Genomic DNA, 18,106 nt, shown 5'->3' with positions numbered 1-18,106 from the left:
ATATGAGAGTAGCAATAGAAATGTTTTCGATTGTAATTGCCATAACTTTAGGGTGCATATTGTTTGCCTCTTTTATTAGCAGCAACAATCAGGTATCTAATGCAAGAGATTTTTACAATGTGGCCGTAAATAGAATCGAGGATAGTAACTGTAATGACCAGGTTATAAGCCAGTGTAAAAGTGAGGCAGGTGAAAAAGGATACACTTTGGAAATAGAAGATTTGACTATTTATAATGAACAGCCAAGCAGACTTGTAATATTAAAATACAGCATTACAATGCCGGTGTTTAGCCTGTTTGGTAATGGCTTAAGCAAGCAGGGGGTGATTGAGGGGTATGCCAGATAAAGGTGAAAAACAAAGAAAAAGTAAAAGAAAAGATAAAAGAAAAAATCGAAATGTAAATATAAATTGGGGAATGAATTTATTAAAAAGAATAAAGGTGAATCTATTAGAAATAATAGAAAACAAAAAGGCGAATTTAAAAAAATATATAATAAACTGTATGAAAATGACTGGTATCAAAATTAGTATAGTGACTATTTTGGCTTTAGGCTTTAGTACAGCATTTTTCTTTAATAGTGTGTATGCTTTAGCTGGTTCAGGTACGGCAAAAGATCCGTATATTGTATCAATTGAGGATGAACTAAGAGACGTATTGCTTACAAAATCTACAAAGTCATGGGTTTACGTGGGTGTAAAAAAATCAATAACAATAACAAGGAACATAGCAATTAGTAAGGGGAAATTTAAAATTTATGCCTATGATAGCAATGTAACATTAAAAAGATCATCAGATGGAGAAAAATCAATAAATGGAGGCGAGTATCCTAAATATTGTATGACTTTAAGTGGAACTACCGAGATAGACATGGGTGTTACGGCCACAAAAAGTAAGACTTTAACTTTAGGTGGAAACAAAAGTAATTTTTCTACTAAAAAGAGAAGCTCAGGCTGGCTTTATTTAAAAAGCGGAACTAAAGCAACAATAAACAGTAATTGCGTAGTGAAAAATGTAATGAATAATAAGGAAGAGGACGGTGGTTCTGCAATTTTCACTTTTGGAACTTTAATTTTAAATGGAACCATTGAAAACTGTGAAGGTTCTGACGGTGGGGCCATTGGAGTGAAGAAAGGAAGTGTAACAATAAATAATAATGCTGTAATTAATCAGTGCAAATCATATACAGAAGGCGGTGGCATTTTTGGCATGGATGGTTGTACCATCAAAATTAATGGTGGAACAATATCTAATTGTGTAGCAGAAGAAGAGGGCGGAGCAATATTTGTAAGTGGTAGTTCAAGTTGTACAGTTGAGAAGGGCACAATAAAACAGAATAGTGCAGGTTTATCAGGTGGAGCCATATTTTCAGGATATGGGGCAAATTTAGCTATTGGAAAAAATGGAAAAGGTCCTTTAATAAGTTCAAACAATGCCAAAGGTAATGGCGGAGCAATCAGGTGCAACGGTGGTAGTGGAAAGAACGCTGGCGGAGAAACAAAAATCTATGGTGGAACAATTTCTAATAACTTAACTAAGGATAATGGTGGCGGCATATCCTGTGGAAATGGTGGAAGCTCAGGTTCTTCAAAAATAATAATTAAAAATACAAATATTTCTCAAAATGAAAGTGTAAATGATGGCGGAGCCATTAATTTTCCAAGCAAGTTAGTAGGTATCGACAATGACTATGTAGAAATAACAGATTCTGTTATTGATAATAATTACGCACAAGGAAAAGGCGGTGGTCTTGTAGTTGCTAACAAAGTCATTTTCTCAAAAACCACGTTGTCTAATAATGAAGGTGTAAAAAGTGGTGGTGGAATTCATATAAATAATGGTGATGTGACTTTTAACAGCGGTGAAATATACGGAAACAAAACAGGCAATAACGGTCAGGGAATATATGTAAATGGTTTGTTAAAAATCAAAGGAAGTATTTATTTTAATGATAATAACAATGTATATTTAAAGAAAAATAAGTATGTGGAAATTACGGGCAGTTTAAGTAGAAAAAGTGGCTTTATTGCAAAAATTAATTCGGAAAAAGAAGCTCCCGGTACAAAAATCATAAAAGTAGGTTATGGAAATAAAAAGGGGAGCGATGAATTATATTATGCAAATGGAGAAGAAAAATATACCTGCACAAGTAATGGTAGTTCGAAAATATTACGTCCTACAGACGAAGTAAGTGGCTATGAGGACAATTGGATTATTATAAGCCGGCAGTATTCCATAAGGTATGAAAAAAACTGTCAGGATATAGTGACGGGGATGCCTAATAGTCAGCACAAATACTGGAATGAAAATATTAATCTTAGTACAAAAAATGTTGAAAGAGCAGGTTATGAATTAAATACACAAAAACATTGGAACACAAGTGAAAATGGCAACGGAATAAAGTATAGTCCGGGAAGTGTTTATAGTGGAAATGCAGATTTAACATTACATGCAATATGGGAAAAAATAACTGTGAAGGAAATATACATTACTACCACAGACCGTTATTATGTGGTCGGTCAAAAGATAGTTTTAAATAAAGACGAGATTTTAAAGAAAGTAAAAGTAGATGATGACTTACATACAGGTTATAAATATGTTTTAAAAGTAGTAAGTATTAAAGAAAGAAATATGGATACAGCCTTGATTACAGGCAATGACATACAGGCAGAAAATTACCTGAATACTAATGAAATAAAAGAATATACAATTAAGATTGTAACTAATTCGGCAGATAAAAAAGTGACAGCCTATGGAACAATGAAAATTTATGTGTTAAATACAGATTTAAGTGGGCAGAGAGTACGCTTTATATCTGAAAAATATATTGGAACTTTAGATGCTAATTCCAAATGGAGTAGAAGCTTAAGTGGCAAGTTGCAAGATTCCATAAAAAGAACAAATAGCAGTCAGGGAAAGTATTATATAGAAATTTCTGATAGCAAAAGAAACAATATTAGAGACAAGGTAAAGGAAAACAATTACAAAAACAGTGAGAATTTAACAAGTATAATAAAAGGAAAATTAGGACTATGAAACAGACAGTTATTGTATCAGGATTTATAGTGGTTATTTTAATTACGGCTCTTACAATTCTTTCAGTTGAAAGTAAGCAGGACAGAAAAGATGAGTTGGAGAGAGTTGTTGCAGCAGCAGTTAAACAAACTGTAAAAGATAGCCAGATTAAAGAACAGAAAATAATAAAATCAGATAAAGACATGATTGCAAATTTTGTTCAAAATGTTTGCATATCATTAAAGGCAAAAGGCGACATATCAGTAAAGGTTATGGGAGTTGATTACAAAGAAGGCTTGTTAGACGTATATGTTCTGGAAAAGTTTGAATATTTAACAGGAAAAAATGGCACAGTTTCCGTAAGAAAATGCGCCATTTATGAATAAAAATATGAACAATATTATATAAAAAATAATATCAAATAGTTCTTTTTAGAAAACGTAATAAATAATGTGCAGTTGTGGTATGCAAAAATACCATCTACAAATATTTATTTATGAATTTTTGTGCTGACTTCTCCGGATGACAGCCATTTAGTAGTACCGTCTTCAAATTGAACTTTAAGACGGCAGTTTTTGTCAATATCAATTGCTTTGGCAACGGAAGTTTTAGAACCTTCAATTACGGTAATAGTTTTACCGATAATCATTGAACGTTCAATATATTCTTTTACATAGGATTTTGATTTGAAATCCTTGTAATATTCCATAAAATAGTCAAGGAGATTGGCAATCAAAATACTACGTTTGTTAATGGAATCTGTTTGTTTGTCAAAAATTGCAGTGGCAATATCCTTAATGTTGTCAGGAAAACCACCATCAGGAATGCAAACGTTTATACCGATTCCAACTATGGCATAATCAAGTTTTCCGGTCTCCACGTTAAAGGCACCTTCAGTAAGAATTCCACAGGCTTTTTTATCTTCAAGGTAAATGTCGTTAACCCATTTAATAAGGGCACGTTTGTCACTTACATCTTCAATAGCCCTAGCTGTGGCAACGGCAGCAGATGTAGTTAAAAATAATGATTCCTCTGCGGGTATATCAGGTCGAAGAAGAATACTTATATAAATTCCGGTACCCTTAGGAGAATAGAATTGTTTTCCGGTTCTTCCACGACCGGCAGTTTGTTCTTCAGCAATAATAACAGTACCTTCTTTTGCACCCTGTTCAGCCATTTCCTTTAAAATGGTATTAGTGGATGTAACAGAAGAAAAAACAGATATATCCAAATGGGGATTTTTTAAATGTTGTTTAATACTGTATGAAGATAAAATATCATTTTTTTCTGCAAGGCAATAACCCTTGTTTGGTATGGCATTGATTTCGTAACCTGATTTTTCCAATGCTTTAATTGCCTTCCAGACAGAATTACGGCTGACACCCAGATTGTCAGCAAGTTGGCCACCTGAAATATAGTCACCTTTGTTATTTTCAAGTTCTTTTAGAACTTCATCTTTTACACTCATAATATTTTCGTGTGTTGCTATTTAACCATTTGCATTGCTGTTTAATCCTTTAGTTCATTGCCGGTTTAATAGGCACACATGCTCCTTCCATAAATTAATAAGAACTAGAAACAAGTATAACATTATTTTTTTGGGGCTTCAACATAACAGAGAAGAAACGTCACCCAAACAATAAAATAGGTTGACAATCAAAAGAAACTGACTTACAATGACTTAGTCGCAAAAAATGTTATGTATTTAGGAGGAAATTATGAGTAACACACAGAAGAAATTTTTATCAGTTCAGGATATGGTACTAATAGCTGTATTTACAGCAATAATGGCAATTTGTTCATGGATTAGCGTGTCTGCAGGTCCTGTTCCATTTACTTTACAGACTTTTGCAGTTTTTGTAACAGCAGCTTTACTTGGCACTAAGAGAGGCACAATAGCAGTTGTGGTTTATATTTTACTTGGAATAATTGGTGTACCTGTATTTGCAGGACTAACAGGCGGCCCATCAGTAATCGCAGGTCCAACAGGCGGCTTCATCGTAGGCTTTATTTTAACAGCAATTATTATTGGTTTATTAATGAATTTAACAAATGGAAAAAGCGAAGTTGTTAAACTTGTTATTACAGTAGTTGCAATGGTATTAGGTGATGTAGCATGTTTTGCAATAGGAACAGTTTGGTTTATGGTTGTAACAAATAATACAGTATCAGTTGCTTTAACATACTGTGTTATTCCATACATTATTCCAGATATTGCAAAAATAGTTGTAGCAACAATTATTGCAAACAGAGTTAAGAAATATGTGCAGATATTCAATTAGACCACACCATTTATTATGCCTTCAGTTTTTTGAAGGAAAAGGGTATAGCAATGGATTTGTGGAAAATATGACAAAAATTCATAATGAAATGTTAAGTAAGAATCCTTATGTTGAACTAACAGAAGGGGCAGATGATATATGCGAAAACTGTCCTAATAATGAAAATGGAATATGTACTCAGGAAAAATCAGTTTCAGGTAATGATAGACGCACATACGAAGCAATAGAGGATGAACTGAAAAAACAAAAAGGTGACCTTACATGGAACCAATTAACGGAGATGGTTCACAAGTACATTATTGATGTTAATAAGTTACGGGCAGTTTGCGGAGTATGTCGATGGTCAGATATATGTGATTCTTACAACAAAAATAAATAATATTAAGAAAATCTCTTTGTACAGAAGACAACCAATCTGTATGGAGAGATTTTTTATATATAATGGATAGAAAATAAAAAATATGTTAGTATATACACTAGAGATTTTTGACAAAGAGAGGTAGACAATGGAAGTAAAAGACTTACAACAATACGAAATTATTATAAATAAGCATATTGAAGAAGTTAATTCAAATGCATACTTACTAAAACATAAAAAAACAGGTGCAAGAGTTGTTATCTTATCAAACGATGATGACAATAAAGTTTTTAATATTGGTTTTAGAACACCGGTAACAGATGACACAGGAGTTCCACATATTATAGAACATACTGTTTTATGTGGTTCAGACGATTTTCCGGTAAAGGAACCATTTATGGAATTAGTTAAAGGTTCACTTAACACATTCCTTAATGCAATGACATATCCTGACAAAACAGTTTATCCTGTGGCAAGTTACAACAACAAAGATTTTAACAATCTTATGCATGTTTACATGGATGCTGTTTTTCATCCGAATATTTATAAGGAAGAAAACATCTTTAAGCAGGAAGGCTGGCATTACGAATTAGAAAATAAAGATGATAACATTACAATAAACGGTGTTGTATATAATGAAATGAAGGGAGTATTCTCATCAGTTGACGGTTTAGGTGCAAGAGTTTCACTTCAATCATTATTCCCGGACAACGGCTACAGTAATGAGTCAGGTGGAGATCCTGATTTTATACCTGAATTAACATATGAACAGTATTTAGATTTCCATAGAAAATATTATCATCCATCAAACAGCTATATTTATTTGTATGGAGATATGGATGTAGTTGAAAGATTACAGTGGATAGATGAAAATTATTTATCAAAATACGATTATTTAGAAGTTGATTCAGAAATAAAATATCAAAAGCCTTTTGATAAGCCGGTAACAGTTACAAAGGAATATGCAATTTCAGATAGTGAGAACGAAGATGAAAGTGCAGTCTTAATTTCCAACTTTGTAATTGGCGACAACTTAGATACGGAGTTAAGTATCGCTTTTCAGATTTTAGAATATGCAATAATGGAAATGCCGGGAGCCCCACTTAAGCAGGCTTTAATTGATGCAAAGATAGGAAAAGATATTTCAGGCTCATACGAGGATGATGTTTTACAGCCAATTTATACAATTACAGCTAAATACACTAACCAAAAGGACAGTGACAGATTTAATGAAATAATCAATAATTCATTAAAAGAAATTGTTAAGAACGGTATTGACAAAAATGCTTTACGTGCAGGTCTTAACAGTTTGGAATTTAAAGAAAAAGAAGCTGACTTTGGAGGCTTCCCAAAAGGCTTAATTTGGGGACTTAATTTAATGGGTGCCTGGATTTACAATGAAGAAAATCCATTTGCAAGTTTGGAAACAAACAGGATTTTTGATTTATTAAGAGAAAAAATTGACACAGATTATTTTGAAAAAATTATAGAAAAATACATGATTAACAATAATCATCGTTCAACTGTAATTATGGAACCTAAAAAAGGTTTAACAGAGGAAAAAGAAAATCAGTTAGAAGCAAAACTTAAGAGTTTAAAAGACTCAATGACAGATGAAGAGATTGAAGCGTTAATTATTAAAACAAAGGAATTAAAGAATTATCAGGAAACACCTTCAACACCGGAGGAACTTGAGACAATACCTTTACTGGAGATTGAAGACATTAATGAAAGTCCAAGACCATTTATTTACAAGGAAGAAAAGTTGCCTGAGTTTACGGCAGTATATAATGAATTATTTACTAATGGTATTGGATATTTAGATGTGACATTTAATTTCGAAAAATTACCAATTGATTATGTTCCGTATGTAGGTTTGTTTAAATATGTTTTAAGTTACATGGATACAGAAAGAACTTACACAGACTTAAATACTGACATTGATATGAATCTTGGTGGTTTAGGTTTTGGAACGGGAATTTATGTAAACAGTTATAACAATACATCAAAATACCAGATGGAAGTTCATACAAAAGCCCTTTACGACAACCTTGAGAAAGCAGTAAACATAATTGAAGAAGTTCTTACAAAAACAAAATTTGATGATTACAAACGTCTAAAAGAAATTTTAGAAGAAACAAAGTCAAGACTAAATAAGTCAATTATTCAGTCAGGTAATGTTGCAAGTAGAATGAGAACCATGTCTTACTATGGCAGCGAGTCATATATTAGGGAATTATTATCAGGCATTGCTTTTTACAAGTTTGTTGAAGAACTGCTAGATGATTTTGATAATAAGAAGGAAGAAATAGCGAAGAAGATTTCTGATACGGTTAAATATGTATTTAGAAAAGACAACATAACTATTAACTACGCAGGAAATAAGGAAAGCTTTGAAAAAGTAAAAGCTTTAGTTTCAAATCTTCAGCAGAAAATGAATGAGCCTGTAGACTTTAAAGAATCATTTGACGGCTGGACTTTTGAAAAGAACGAAAAGAATGAAGGCTTCACTACTTCAGGTCAGGTTCAGTATGTGGCACGTTGTGGTAATTACAAGGACAGCACAGATGAACAATTCGACGGTAGCATGCAGGTTTTATCAAGCATTATGAGTAGCGAATACCTGTGGAATAACATTAGAGTATTAGGTGGTGCTTATGGTTGTGGCTGCTCTGTAAGCAGAGGAGGCGACATTATATTTACATCTTACAGAGATCCAAATTGTAAGAGAACAAGTGATGTTTACTTAGATGCACCCAACTATATTGAGAATTTCCAGGCAAGTGAAAGGGAAATGAGAAAATATATTATCGGTACAATAAGTGGCATGGACACCCCAATGAGTGCGGCGGACAGAAGTGGAAGAGAATTTGCAAGCTACATGGCACAGGTTAAATTTGAAACATTAGCTAATGAACGAAAAGCAGTGCTTACAACAACTGTTGAAAAAATAAGAAGTCTGGCACCTAAATTTAAGAAGGCGTTGGATAAAAATTACATTTGTGTAGTTGGTGGAAAAACTGCAATAACAAGAGACCGGGAAATTTTAAAAGAAGTAAAGGAATTAGGATAAGAGGTACAAATGGATAAGAATTTTAAATCAGGATTTGTTGCATTAATCGGTAGACCAAATGTAGGTAAGTCAACTTTAATGAATCAAATCATTGGACAAAAAATAGCAATTACATCAAAGAAACCACAGACAACAAGAAACAAAATTCAAACAGTTTATACATGTGATAAAGGGCAAATTGTTTTCTTGGACACACCGGGAATTCACAAGGCAAAAAATAAACTTGGTGAATACATGGTTAATGTGGCAGAAAAAACATTAAAAGAAGTTGATTTAATTATGTGGTTAGTTGAACCTGATACTTTTATTGGAGCAGGTGAACAGCACATTGCAGAACAGTTAAAGAACATTGACGTTCCTGTTATTTTAGTAATCAACAAAACAGATACAGTAAAGCAGGAAGAAATTCTTAAGTTTATTGATGCCTACAGAAAGATAATGGATTTTGATGAAATTATTCCGGCATCAGCTCTTAAAGGAAATAATGTGGATACAGTTATTGAGCAGATCTTTAAATATCTTCCTGAAGGACCAATGTATTACGATGAAGATACTGTTACAGACCAACCAATGAGACAGATTGTTGCCGAACTTATAAGAGAAAAAGCCCTTCATGCATTAGATGAAGAAATTCCACATGGTATAGCTGTAACAATTGAGCGAATGAAGAAAAGACGTCACAAGGACATTTATGATATTGAGGCAACTATCGTTTGCGAAAGAGATTCTCACAAGGGAATTATTATTGGCAAAAAAGGCAGCATGCTAAAGAAAATCGGCACAAATGCCAGATACGAAATTGAACAGCAGCTTGACATGAAAGTAAATTTACAACTTTGGGTAAAAGTCCGTAAAGACTGGCGTGACAGCGAATTGCTAATGAAAAATTATGGCTACAAGGAAGAAAGATAATTAAATAATGCATACAAAATCTTCTATTGTAAATCCTAACTATATAGATGCGGGTGTCAAAACACTGTGATTATAATTAAACGGATTGTTACGTGCAAAGCACTCTCATAATCCTATCTTTTGACACTATAATCATACAACTATTTACAGGGAGGATAAGATGGATAATTTAGAGAGTTGGAGAATGTTTGAATCCACAGGAAAAATAGATGATTATTTACAGTATGCTAAAGAGAAAAAAATTAATAAAGCAAGAGAAAATTTTATTTCAAAAATAGAAGGCGAAAGAAATGGTAGAGACAATAACAGCGGTAGGTATGGTGATTTCAGCGACACCTATAAGTGAATACGATAAAAGACTTGTAATACTCACAAAAGAGTTTGGTAAAATAACAGCTTTTGCAAGAGGTGCAAGAAAGCCTACAAGCCCATTTCTTGGTGGCAGTCAGCCAATGGCTTTTGGAGAGTTTACATTGTATAGAGGGAGAAATGCATATACAGTTACGGCAATGAAAATTAATGAGTATTTCAGCAACTCCATGAATGATATTGACAGTATGTATATGGGAATGTATTTTTTAGAACTTGCCGACTATTATGGAAGAGAAGGCATAGAGGCGAAAGATACATTAGAGCTTTTGTATATTGCAATGAAACAGCTAAGCAAAAAAGCCATTCCCATTGACCTGATTCGATGTATATATGAATTGCGTACGTTGGTTATTAACGGTGAGTATCCAAATGTTTTTAATTGTGGAAAATGCGGTAACACAGAAAATCTTGATTACTTTGATTTGGAACACAATTCGGTAATTTGCAGTAATTGCCATGGCAAAATACGCAAAAACAAGATTCTTAATCCGTCAACTGTATATGCATTACAGTATATTGTAACAGCAAAAATAAATAAGCTTTTCTCATTTAATGTAAAAGAAGAAGTATTAGCGCAACTAAAACAGGTAATTGAGAGCTACATAAATAAGATAATTCATAAAAAATTTAATTCTTTAGAATTTCTGGAAAATTTATATTGAAATTAGTTCTCATAAAGTTTAAAATTACTATTTAGGTATGCAAAAATACAGGAGGGACATTATGAGATATATTTTAAAGAGGGTTTGTGCGTTGTCATTAGTGCTTGCCATGATTTTAAGTTTTACAGCCTGTGGAAAAAAGGTTGGGGACATTAAGTTAGACAGTGGCGTTAATGCAATTTACATTGATGAGGATGGCGCAGTCAGCTACGGCGTAACAGAGAAGTTCGCTGACAAAGACTATGACAAAGATGCGCTTGAAAAATACATTAATGATGAAGTGAAAAAATACAACAGTAGTAGTACAGCATCAGTTGATGATGCTATTTCAGTGGATAAGTTTGAAGTTGAAGATAAAGAAGCTTATTTGATTTTAAAATTAGCTACAGTGTATGATTTTAATTCATATATACAGAATTACAACAAAGCAGAAGAGGGTACTTTTTATGCAGGAACAATTGCAGAGCGAGGTGACTGCAAAATAAAAGGTGAATTTACTTCTCCTGACAAAAAGGAAACATTAAAGGCAAAAGAAATCAAGAAAATGAGCAATGCCAACATTCTAGTAGTAGATTCAAAATACAAAGTGGAAATTGGCAGTGATGTAAAATACATTAGCTCAAATTGTAAAGTAGATGAAGATGGAATTGTAACAACTTCTGACAAGGAAATGAGTTACATTGTATATTAAATGTTAATGTAAAGCTAAATGGCTTATAACAATACATAAAAATGGAGGATTTTATAATGGAAAAGACAATGGATAAGATTGTAGCATTGGCAAAGAGCAGAGGATTTGTTTATCCGGGTTCAGAAATTTATGGAGGTTTAGCTAATACTTGGGATTATGGAAATCTTGGTGTTGAATTAAAAAACAACGTAAAGAGAGCCTGGTGGAAAAAATTCGTACAGGAAAATCCATACAACGTTGGTGTTGATTGTGCTATTCTTATGAACTCACAGACATGGGTAGCATCAGGACATTTAGGAAGTTTCTCTGATCCATTAATGGATTGTAAGGAATGTCACGAACGTTTTAGAGCAGACAAGTTAATTGAAGATTACATGGCAGACAACGGAATTGAAATTGAAGAATCAGTTGATGCATGGTCACATGAGCAGATGGCTTCATACATTGATGAAAAGAATATTTGTTGTCCATCATGTGGAAAACATAATTTTACAGACATTAGAGAATTTAACCTTATGTTTAAAACATTCCAGGGTGTTACAGAAGATGCTAAGAATACAGTATATTTAAGACCTGAAACAGCTCAGGGTATATTTGTAAACTTCAAGAATGTACAGAGAACATCAAGAAAGAAAATTCCATTTGGTATTGGTCAGATTGGTAAGTCATTTAGAAACGAAATCACACCGGGTAACTTTACATTTAGAACAAGAGAATTCGAACAGATGGAACTTGAATTCTTCTGTGAACCTGATACAGATTTAGAATGGTTTGAATACTGGAGAGGTTTCTGTCGTGACTGGTTACTTAATCTTGGAATTAAGGAAGACGAAATGAGATTAAGAGACCATGAAAAAGAAGAATTATCATTCTACTCAAAGGCAACAACTGATATTGAATTCTTATTCCCATTTGGTTGGGGAGAACTTTGGGGTATTGCTGATAGAACTGATTATGATTTATCAAGACACATGGAAACTTCAAAAGAAGATTTAACATACTTTGATGATGAAAAGCATGAAAGATATGTGCCATACGTTATTGAACCATCACTTGGTGCAGACAGAGTAACATTAGCATTCCTTTGTGCAGCATACGATGAAGAAGAAATTGGAACACCTGAAAAGCCTGACACACGTACAGTTCTTCATTTTCATCCTGCAATTGCACCTGTTAAGATTGGAGTTCTTCCATTATCAAAGAAATTAAATGAAGGTGCAGAAAAAGTATTTGCTGAACTTAGCAAATATTACAACTGTGAATACGATGACAGAGGAGCTATCGGTAAGAGATATCGTCGTCAGGATGAAATCGGTACACCTTTCTGCGTAACATACGACTTTGATTCAGAAGAAGATGGAGCAGTTACAGTTCGTGACCGTGACACAATGGAACAGGAAAGAATTAAGATTGAAGATTTAAAAGCATACTTTGAAGAAAAGATGGCATTTTAAATAATAAGTCATAAAGAAAGTAAATGATAAATATCTTAAATATTGAAAAATAAATAGCTTAAATAATATTAAACGATAGAGAATACTAGATGATGTTTAATATTAAAGATAAAAATATTTAAGATATTAATATTAAAGATAACACTAGCAGAAGCAGACAGCTAATATCGAAACTGTTTAAGATTTTTTGAAATCAACAGTAAAGATATGGCTGTCTGTTTTTGTGTAGCGAAGAAATCTTTTTTATTTTCCGTTATATCAAAAAGCTAATCACACAGGTGTGAAGCAACATAAAGAGAAAAAATCCCATAAAATAGCATATTGAAACGATTTCATACAACTTTCATAAAAATAATAAAAATTATTTGTATAAATATTACAATATACATTTAGGGGTAAAATGTTATAATTTTTACAGGATTGTGATAGTGCAAAACTGTAACGATTCGCACGATTAGGATTAGAAGAATTACTCAATCTAATCCATACAGGGAAATTGAAAGAATACTTTGGAGTTACCTACTATACATGAAAATATACTAATGCATAACATGCCGAAAGTTATGCATTTTATTACGAAATGAGGTAGTTTAATGGAACCAACAATCAAAATGATTCAGACAGTCCAAAGTGATGACGTAAAGTGGAGAGATTTAGGTGAACAGGAATTAAGAGATTATTTTAGTTTCAGAATGGATACAGTTGTTGTAGACAGTAGCCAGGAGTTTCAGACACATTTAGGATTTGGAGGAGCGTTTACAGAAGCGGCAGCGTACGTTATGAAAAACGCAAGTGAAGAAGCACGAAAAGAAATTTTAAAAGCATATTTTAATAAGGAAACAGGTTTAGCTTACAATTTAGGAAGAACATCTATTAATGGCTGTGACTTTTCATTAGAACCATATACATACGTAGAGGATGAAGATGTTGAACTTAAAACTTTCCATATGGAAAGAGAAGACAAATATGTAGTTCCTTTCATAAAACAGGCAAGCGAAGAGGCAGGAGAAGACATTGGAATTCTCTGTGCTCCTTGGAGTCCACCGGCATTTATGAAAAACAATAAGGACATGAACCATGGTGGTAGACTTTTAAGAAAGTATTATGGAACATGGGCTAAGTATATGGTTAGGTATGTTAAGGGAATGCTTGACAGAGGAATTAATATTTTAACAATCAGTGTTCAAAATGAACCAGAGGCTAAACAGATATGGGCTTCATGTAAATATGATCCAACAGAGGAAGCAATGCTTGCTGTTGACTATATGTATGAAGAGTTGAAAAAAGAAGGTCTTGAAGAAAAAGTTAAGATTGTAATTTTAGATCATAACAGAGACATAATGTTTAGACGTGTTCGTGAAACATTGGCATATAAGAACGCAAAAGATATTATTTGGGGAATTGCTTACCATTGGTATGGCTCGGATAAATCTGAAATTCTTACAATGGCACACGAAATATATCCTAAGCAGCATCTTATTTTTACAGAAGGTTGTGTTGAATTAGTAAACAATTCAGGAAACACAAGCTCTAAGGCAGGGATAGGTGCTTGGAAACATGGTGAGATTTATGGTCACAACATGATAAATGATTTCAATAACTATACAGAAGGTTGGATTGACTGGAATCTTGTATTAGACGAAAAGGGTGGTCCTAACTATGTAGGAAATTATTGTGAAGCACCAATTATGTTAAATACAGAAACAAATGAAGTTATTTACAATATTTCATATTATTATATTGGACATTTTTCAAAATATATTAAGCCGGGAGCAAAAAGAATACTTTGTTTAAATGATTCAGATAAGGGAATTTATTCTGTTGCGTATAAGAATCCCGACGGACAGATTATTGTTGTAGTTCAAAATGAACTAAGCAAACGTCACAGACTTGCAGTGGCAGTGGATGGTAAGGGTATTAATACTGAAGTACCTGCACATTCAATTACAACATTTATAGTCGACAAATAATATGCAAAAACCCCTTATAACAAAGGAAAAAAGTGGAATTTTTTATTGACTATAAAAGTGCGTATGTTATAATTAACTTTAGGTGCAAATGCGCCCTTTTTCAGCCTGTAGATTTACACAGGAATATTATTAAAAAGACTGGGCGGCATCAAAAATAGAGTGTATGAGTTACTTATGATGGCCATATTCCATAGGACTCATGACATAAAATACTAATTAATTAGGAGGAAAGAAACATGGCAAACAAATGGGTATACCTTTTTAGCGAAGGTAATGCTAACATGCGTGAACTTCTTGGTGGTAAGGGTGCTAACCTTGCAGAAATGACAAGCTTAGGACTTCCAGTACCTCAGGGATTCACAATCACAACAGAAGCTTGTACTCAGTATTATGAGGACGGCAGAGAAATCAATGAAGAAATTCAGGGACAGATTAACGAATACATCGTTAAGATGGAAGAAATCACAGGAAAGAAATTCGGTGATAAGGAAAATCCTTTACTTGTTTCTGTTCGTTCAGGAGCTAGAGCTTCAATGCCAGGTATGATGGATACAATCCTTAACCTTGGTCTTAACGAGACAGTAGTAGAAGCTATTGCTGAAAAATCAGGAAATGCTCGTTGGGCTTGGGACTGCTACAGAAGATTCATTCAGATGTACTCAGACGTAGTTATGGAAGTTGGTAAGAAATACTTTGAAGAACTTATCGACAAAATGAAAGCTGACAGAGGTGTTAAGCAGGACGTTGAACTTACAGCAGAAGATTTAAAGGAATTAGCTGGACAGTTCAAGGCAGAATATAAAGAAAAAATCGGCGAAGACTTCCCAGATGATCCTAAGGAACAGTTAATGGGTGCTGTTAAAGCCGTATTCCGTTCATGGGATAACCCACGTGCTAACGTTTACCGTCGTGACAACGATATCCCTTATTCATGGGGAACAGCTGTTAACGTACAGTCAATGGCATTTGGTAACATGGGTGATGACTGTGGTACAGGTGTTGCATTTACAAGAGATCCAGCAACTGGTGAAAAGAAGCTTATGGGTGAATTCTTAAAGAATGCTCAGGGTGAAGACGTTGTTGCCGGTGTTAGAACACCAATGCCAATCGCTCAGATGGAACAGGAATTCCCAGAAGCATTCAAAGAATTTGTAAAGGTTTGTGAAACACTTGAAAACCATTACAGAGATATGCAGGATATGGAATTCACAGTTGAAAATAGAAAATTATATATGTTACAGACAAGAAATGGTAAGAGAACAGCTCAGGCTGCTTTACAGATTGCTTGTGACCTTGTTGATGAAGGTATGAGAACTGAAGAAGAAGCTGTAGCTATGATCGATCCTAGAAACTTAGATACATTACTTCATCCACAGTTTGATGCTGCTGCTCTTAAGGCTGCTACACCAGCTGGTAAGGGACTTGGTGCTTCACCTGGTGCTGCTTGTGGTAAGATTGTATTTACAGCAGATGATGCTGAAGCTTGGAATGCAAGAGGAGAAAAGGTTGTTTTAGTTCGTCTTGAAACATCTCCAGAAGACATTACAGGTATGAAGGCTTCACAGGGTATCTTAACAGTTCGTGGTGGTATGACATCTCACGCAGCCGTAGTTGCTCGTGGTATGGGTACTTGCTGTGTATCTGGTTGTGGAGATATCACAATGGATGAAGAAAACAAGAAATTCACATTAGCTGGAAAAGAATACCATGAAGGAGATTACATCTCAATCGATGGTTCAACAGGTAATATTTATGATGGTATCATTGAAACAGTTGATGCTACAATCGCTGGAACATTTGGACGTATCATGGGATGGGCTGACAAGTACAGAACTCTTAAGGTTAGAACAAATGCTGATACACCAGCAGATGCTAAGAAAGCTAGAGAACTTGGTGCAGAAGGTATCGGTCTTTGTCGTACAGAGCATATGTTCTTCGAAGAAGACAGAATTGCTGCATTTAGAGAAATGATTTGTTCTGATACAGTAGAAGAAAGAGAAGCAGCTCTTGAAAAGATTCTTCCATATCAGCAGGGAGACTTCGAAGCTTTATATGAAGCTCTTGAAGGATGTCCAGTAACAATCAGATTCTTAGATCCACCTCTTCATGAATTCGTACCTACAGAAGAAGCTGACATTAAGAAGTTAGCAGACGCTCAGGGCAAATCAGTAGAAGAAATCAAGGCTATCATTGATTCACTTCACGAATTCAACCCTATGATGGGACACAGAGGACTTCGTCTTGCAGTTACATATCCTGAAATTGCTAAGATGCAGACTAAGGCAGTTATCCGTGCAGCTATCAATGTTCAGAAGAAACATTCTGATTGGACAGTTAAGCCTGAAATCATGATTCCATTATCATGTGATGCTAAGGAATTAAAATATGTTAAGGATATCGTTGTTGAAACAGCTGATGCTGAAATCGCAGCAGCAGGTGCTGAACTTGAATATCAGGTTGGTACAATGATCGAAATCCCTAGAGCAGCATTAACAGCTGACGAAATCGCTAAGCAGGCAGACTTCTTCTGCTTCGGTACAAACGATTTAACACAGATGACATACGGATTCTCAAGAGATGATGCTGGTAAGTTCTTAGATGCTTACTATGATGCTAAGATCTTCGAAAACGATCCATTTGCTAAGTTAGATCAGGTTGGTGTTGGTAAGTTAATGGAAACAGCTATCAAGCTTGGTAAGCCAGTTAACCCTAACCTTCACGTAGGTATCTGTGGAGAACACGGTGGAGATCCATCTTCAGTAGAATTCTGTCATAAGATTGGTCTTGATTATGTATCATGTTCACCATTCCGTGTACCTATCGCAAGATTAGCAGCAGCTCAGGCAGCTATTGCAGAAAGTGGGAAATAATCGTTTATGGTGTCAAAAGCCCCTAAACATCGGCAATTTCACAGTTTCTAAGGACTACTTGAAAGAGTACAAAAAGTTCGATAAAAACATGAAAAAAGCGGGTAAATGGGAAGACATCAACGTAACGATTACGGTTTGATAAAAATAATCAGGGAATCATACTTTTAAAGTATGGTTCCCTTTTTGTATGTTTGAAAAAAGAAAAATATTAAATCCAGGTTGTCAAAAGTAGATTAAGAAAATGGAGGCGGGTCTATTGCAAGATACGCATTTGTATATACAAATACATTCTTGTTAGGAAGAATCCCAAAACCTCTATATCTCAAATGTTGTATTGGCGGGTGCATCTGCTTTGAGGAGATGTCAATTGGACACAAATATTCTAAATAATTTGAACTGAAATTTTGTAATTGATAAAATAATGAAATATCAATTTGATTATAGATA

The 18,106-nt window shown here is 34.1% G+C and carries 14 protein-coding genes; 13 read left to right on the top strand and 1 reads right to left on the bottom strand.

Annotation, left to right across the window (positions count from 1 at the left end):
• The first annotated feature begins 2 nt into the window (after positions 1-2).
• Genes ACQY63_RS05570 through ACQY63_RS05560 form a run of 3 tightly spaced genes read left to right on the top strand, consistent with a single transcriptional unit; the run spans position 3 to position 3,401 of the window.
• Positions 3-347 carry a hypothetical protein gene (locus ACQY63_RS05570; RefSeq protein ID WP_022165592.1) on the top strand — a complete coding sequence of 115 codons (345 nt, stop codon included), beginning with the start codon at positions 3-5 and terminating at the stop codon, positions 345-347.
• On the top strand, positions 337-3,036 hold the full coding sequence (locus ACQY63_RS05565) for a hypothetical protein (protein WP_428244853.1): 2,700 nt from the start codon (positions 337-339) through the stop codon (positions 3,034-3,036). Before ACQY63_RS05570 ends, ACQY63_RS05565 begins: the two co-directional genes overlap by 11 nt.
• Positions 3,033-3,401: a hypothetical protein gene (locus ACQY63_RS05560; RefSeq protein WP_022165594.1), complete on the top strand. Its 369-nt coding sequence runs from the start codon at positions 3,033-3,035 to the stop codon at positions 3,399-3,401. The genes ACQY63_RS05565 and ACQY63_RS05560 overlap by 4 nt, the downstream gene beginning before the upstream one ends.
• Before the next feature lie 104 nt (positions 3,402-3,505).
• Here the strand turns inward: ACQY63_RS05560 and ACQY63_RS05555 are convergent, their stop codons facing one another.
• Positions 3,506-4,483 (bottom strand): biotin--[acetyl-CoA-carboxylase] ligase, encoded by a 978-nt coding sequence (locus ACQY63_RS05555; RefSeq protein WP_428244852.1) that lies wholly within the window; start codon positions 4,481-4,483, stop codon positions 3,506-3,508.
• Between the two features lie 250 nt (positions 4,484-4,733).
• Here ACQY63_RS05555 and ACQY63_RS05550 point away from each other — a divergent pair, with 250 nt between their 5' ends.
• The 10 genes from ACQY63_RS05550 to ppdK all read left to right on the top strand — a co-directional run bounded on the left by ACQY63_RS05550 (position 4,734) and on the right by ppdK (position 17,659).
• The gene (locus ACQY63_RS05550; RefSeq protein WP_428244851.1) at positions 4,734-5,297 is read left to right on the top strand and encodes a biotin transporter BioY; all 564 of its coding nucleotides are present in this window, start codon (positions 4,734-4,736) and stop codon (positions 5,295-5,297) included.
• Entirely contained in the window at positions 5,278-5,676 is a 399-nt protein-coding gene (locus ACQY63_RS05545; RefSeq protein WP_022164653.1) for a DUF1284 domain-containing protein, read from the top strand. Before ACQY63_RS05550 ends, ACQY63_RS05545 begins: the two co-directional genes overlap by 20 nt.
• A 127-nt stretch (positions 5,677-5,803) precedes the next feature.
• Positions 5,804-8,728, top strand: coding sequence for an insulinase family protein (locus ACQY63_RS05540; protein ID WP_428244850.1), 2,925 nt, complete (start codon positions 5,804-5,806; stop codon positions 8,726-8,728).
• 9 nt (positions 8,729-8,737) lie between these two features.
• A complete protein-coding gene (gene era, locus ACQY63_RS05535; RefSeq protein ID WP_022165700.1) occupies positions 8,738-9,640 on the top strand; it encodes a GTPase Era in 903 nt (300 codons plus the stop codon).
• 160 nt (positions 9,641-9,800) lie between these two features.
• A complete protein-coding gene (locus ACQY63_RS05530) occupies positions 9,801-9,986 on the top strand; it encodes a hypothetical protein (RefSeq protein ID WP_022165701.1) in 186 nt (61 codons plus the stop codon).
• Positions 9,931-10,674 (top strand): DNA repair protein RecO, encoded by a 744-nt coding sequence (gene recO / locus ACQY63_RS05525; RefSeq protein ID WP_299056880.1) that lies wholly within the window; start codon positions 9,931-9,933, stop codon positions 10,672-10,674. The genes ACQY63_RS05530 and recO overlap by 56 nt, the downstream gene beginning before the upstream one ends.
• 61 nt (positions 10,675-10,735) lie before the next feature.
• A complete protein-coding gene (locus ACQY63_RS05520; protein ID WP_022165703.1) occupies positions 10,736-11,365 on the top strand; it encodes a hypothetical protein in 630 nt (209 codons plus the stop codon).
• Positions 11,366-11,421: 56 nt separating this feature from the next.
• Complete coding sequence (locus ACQY63_RS05515; protein ID WP_022165704.1) at positions 11,422-12,819, top strand: glycine--tRNA ligase; 1,398 nt, start codon at positions 11,422-11,424, stop codon at positions 12,817-12,819.
• 593 nt (positions 12,820-13,412) lie between these two features.
• Complete coding sequence (locus ACQY63_RS05510; protein ID WP_428244848.1) at positions 13,413-14,789, top strand: glycoside hydrolase family 30 protein; 1,377 nt, start codon at positions 13,413-13,415, stop codon at positions 14,787-14,789.
• A gap of 236 nt (positions 14,790-15,025) precedes the next feature.
• Positions 15,026-17,659 carry a pyruvate, phosphate dikinase gene (gene ppdK, locus ACQY63_RS05505; RefSeq protein WP_428244847.1) on the top strand — a complete coding sequence of 878 codons (2,634 nt, stop codon included), beginning with the start codon at positions 15,026-15,028 and terminating at the stop codon, positions 17,657-17,659.
• Positions 17,660-18,106: the final 447 nt, after the last annotated feature.

The organism is Eubacterium sp. Marseille-QA0814 (assembly GCF_965119675.1).
Classification (GTDB): Bacteria; Bacillota; Clostridia; order Lachnospirales; family Lachnospiraceae; genus Eubacterium_G.
Note: the sequence above shows the minus strand (reverse complement) of the source record. Positions and strands in the feature narration are given on the sequence as shown.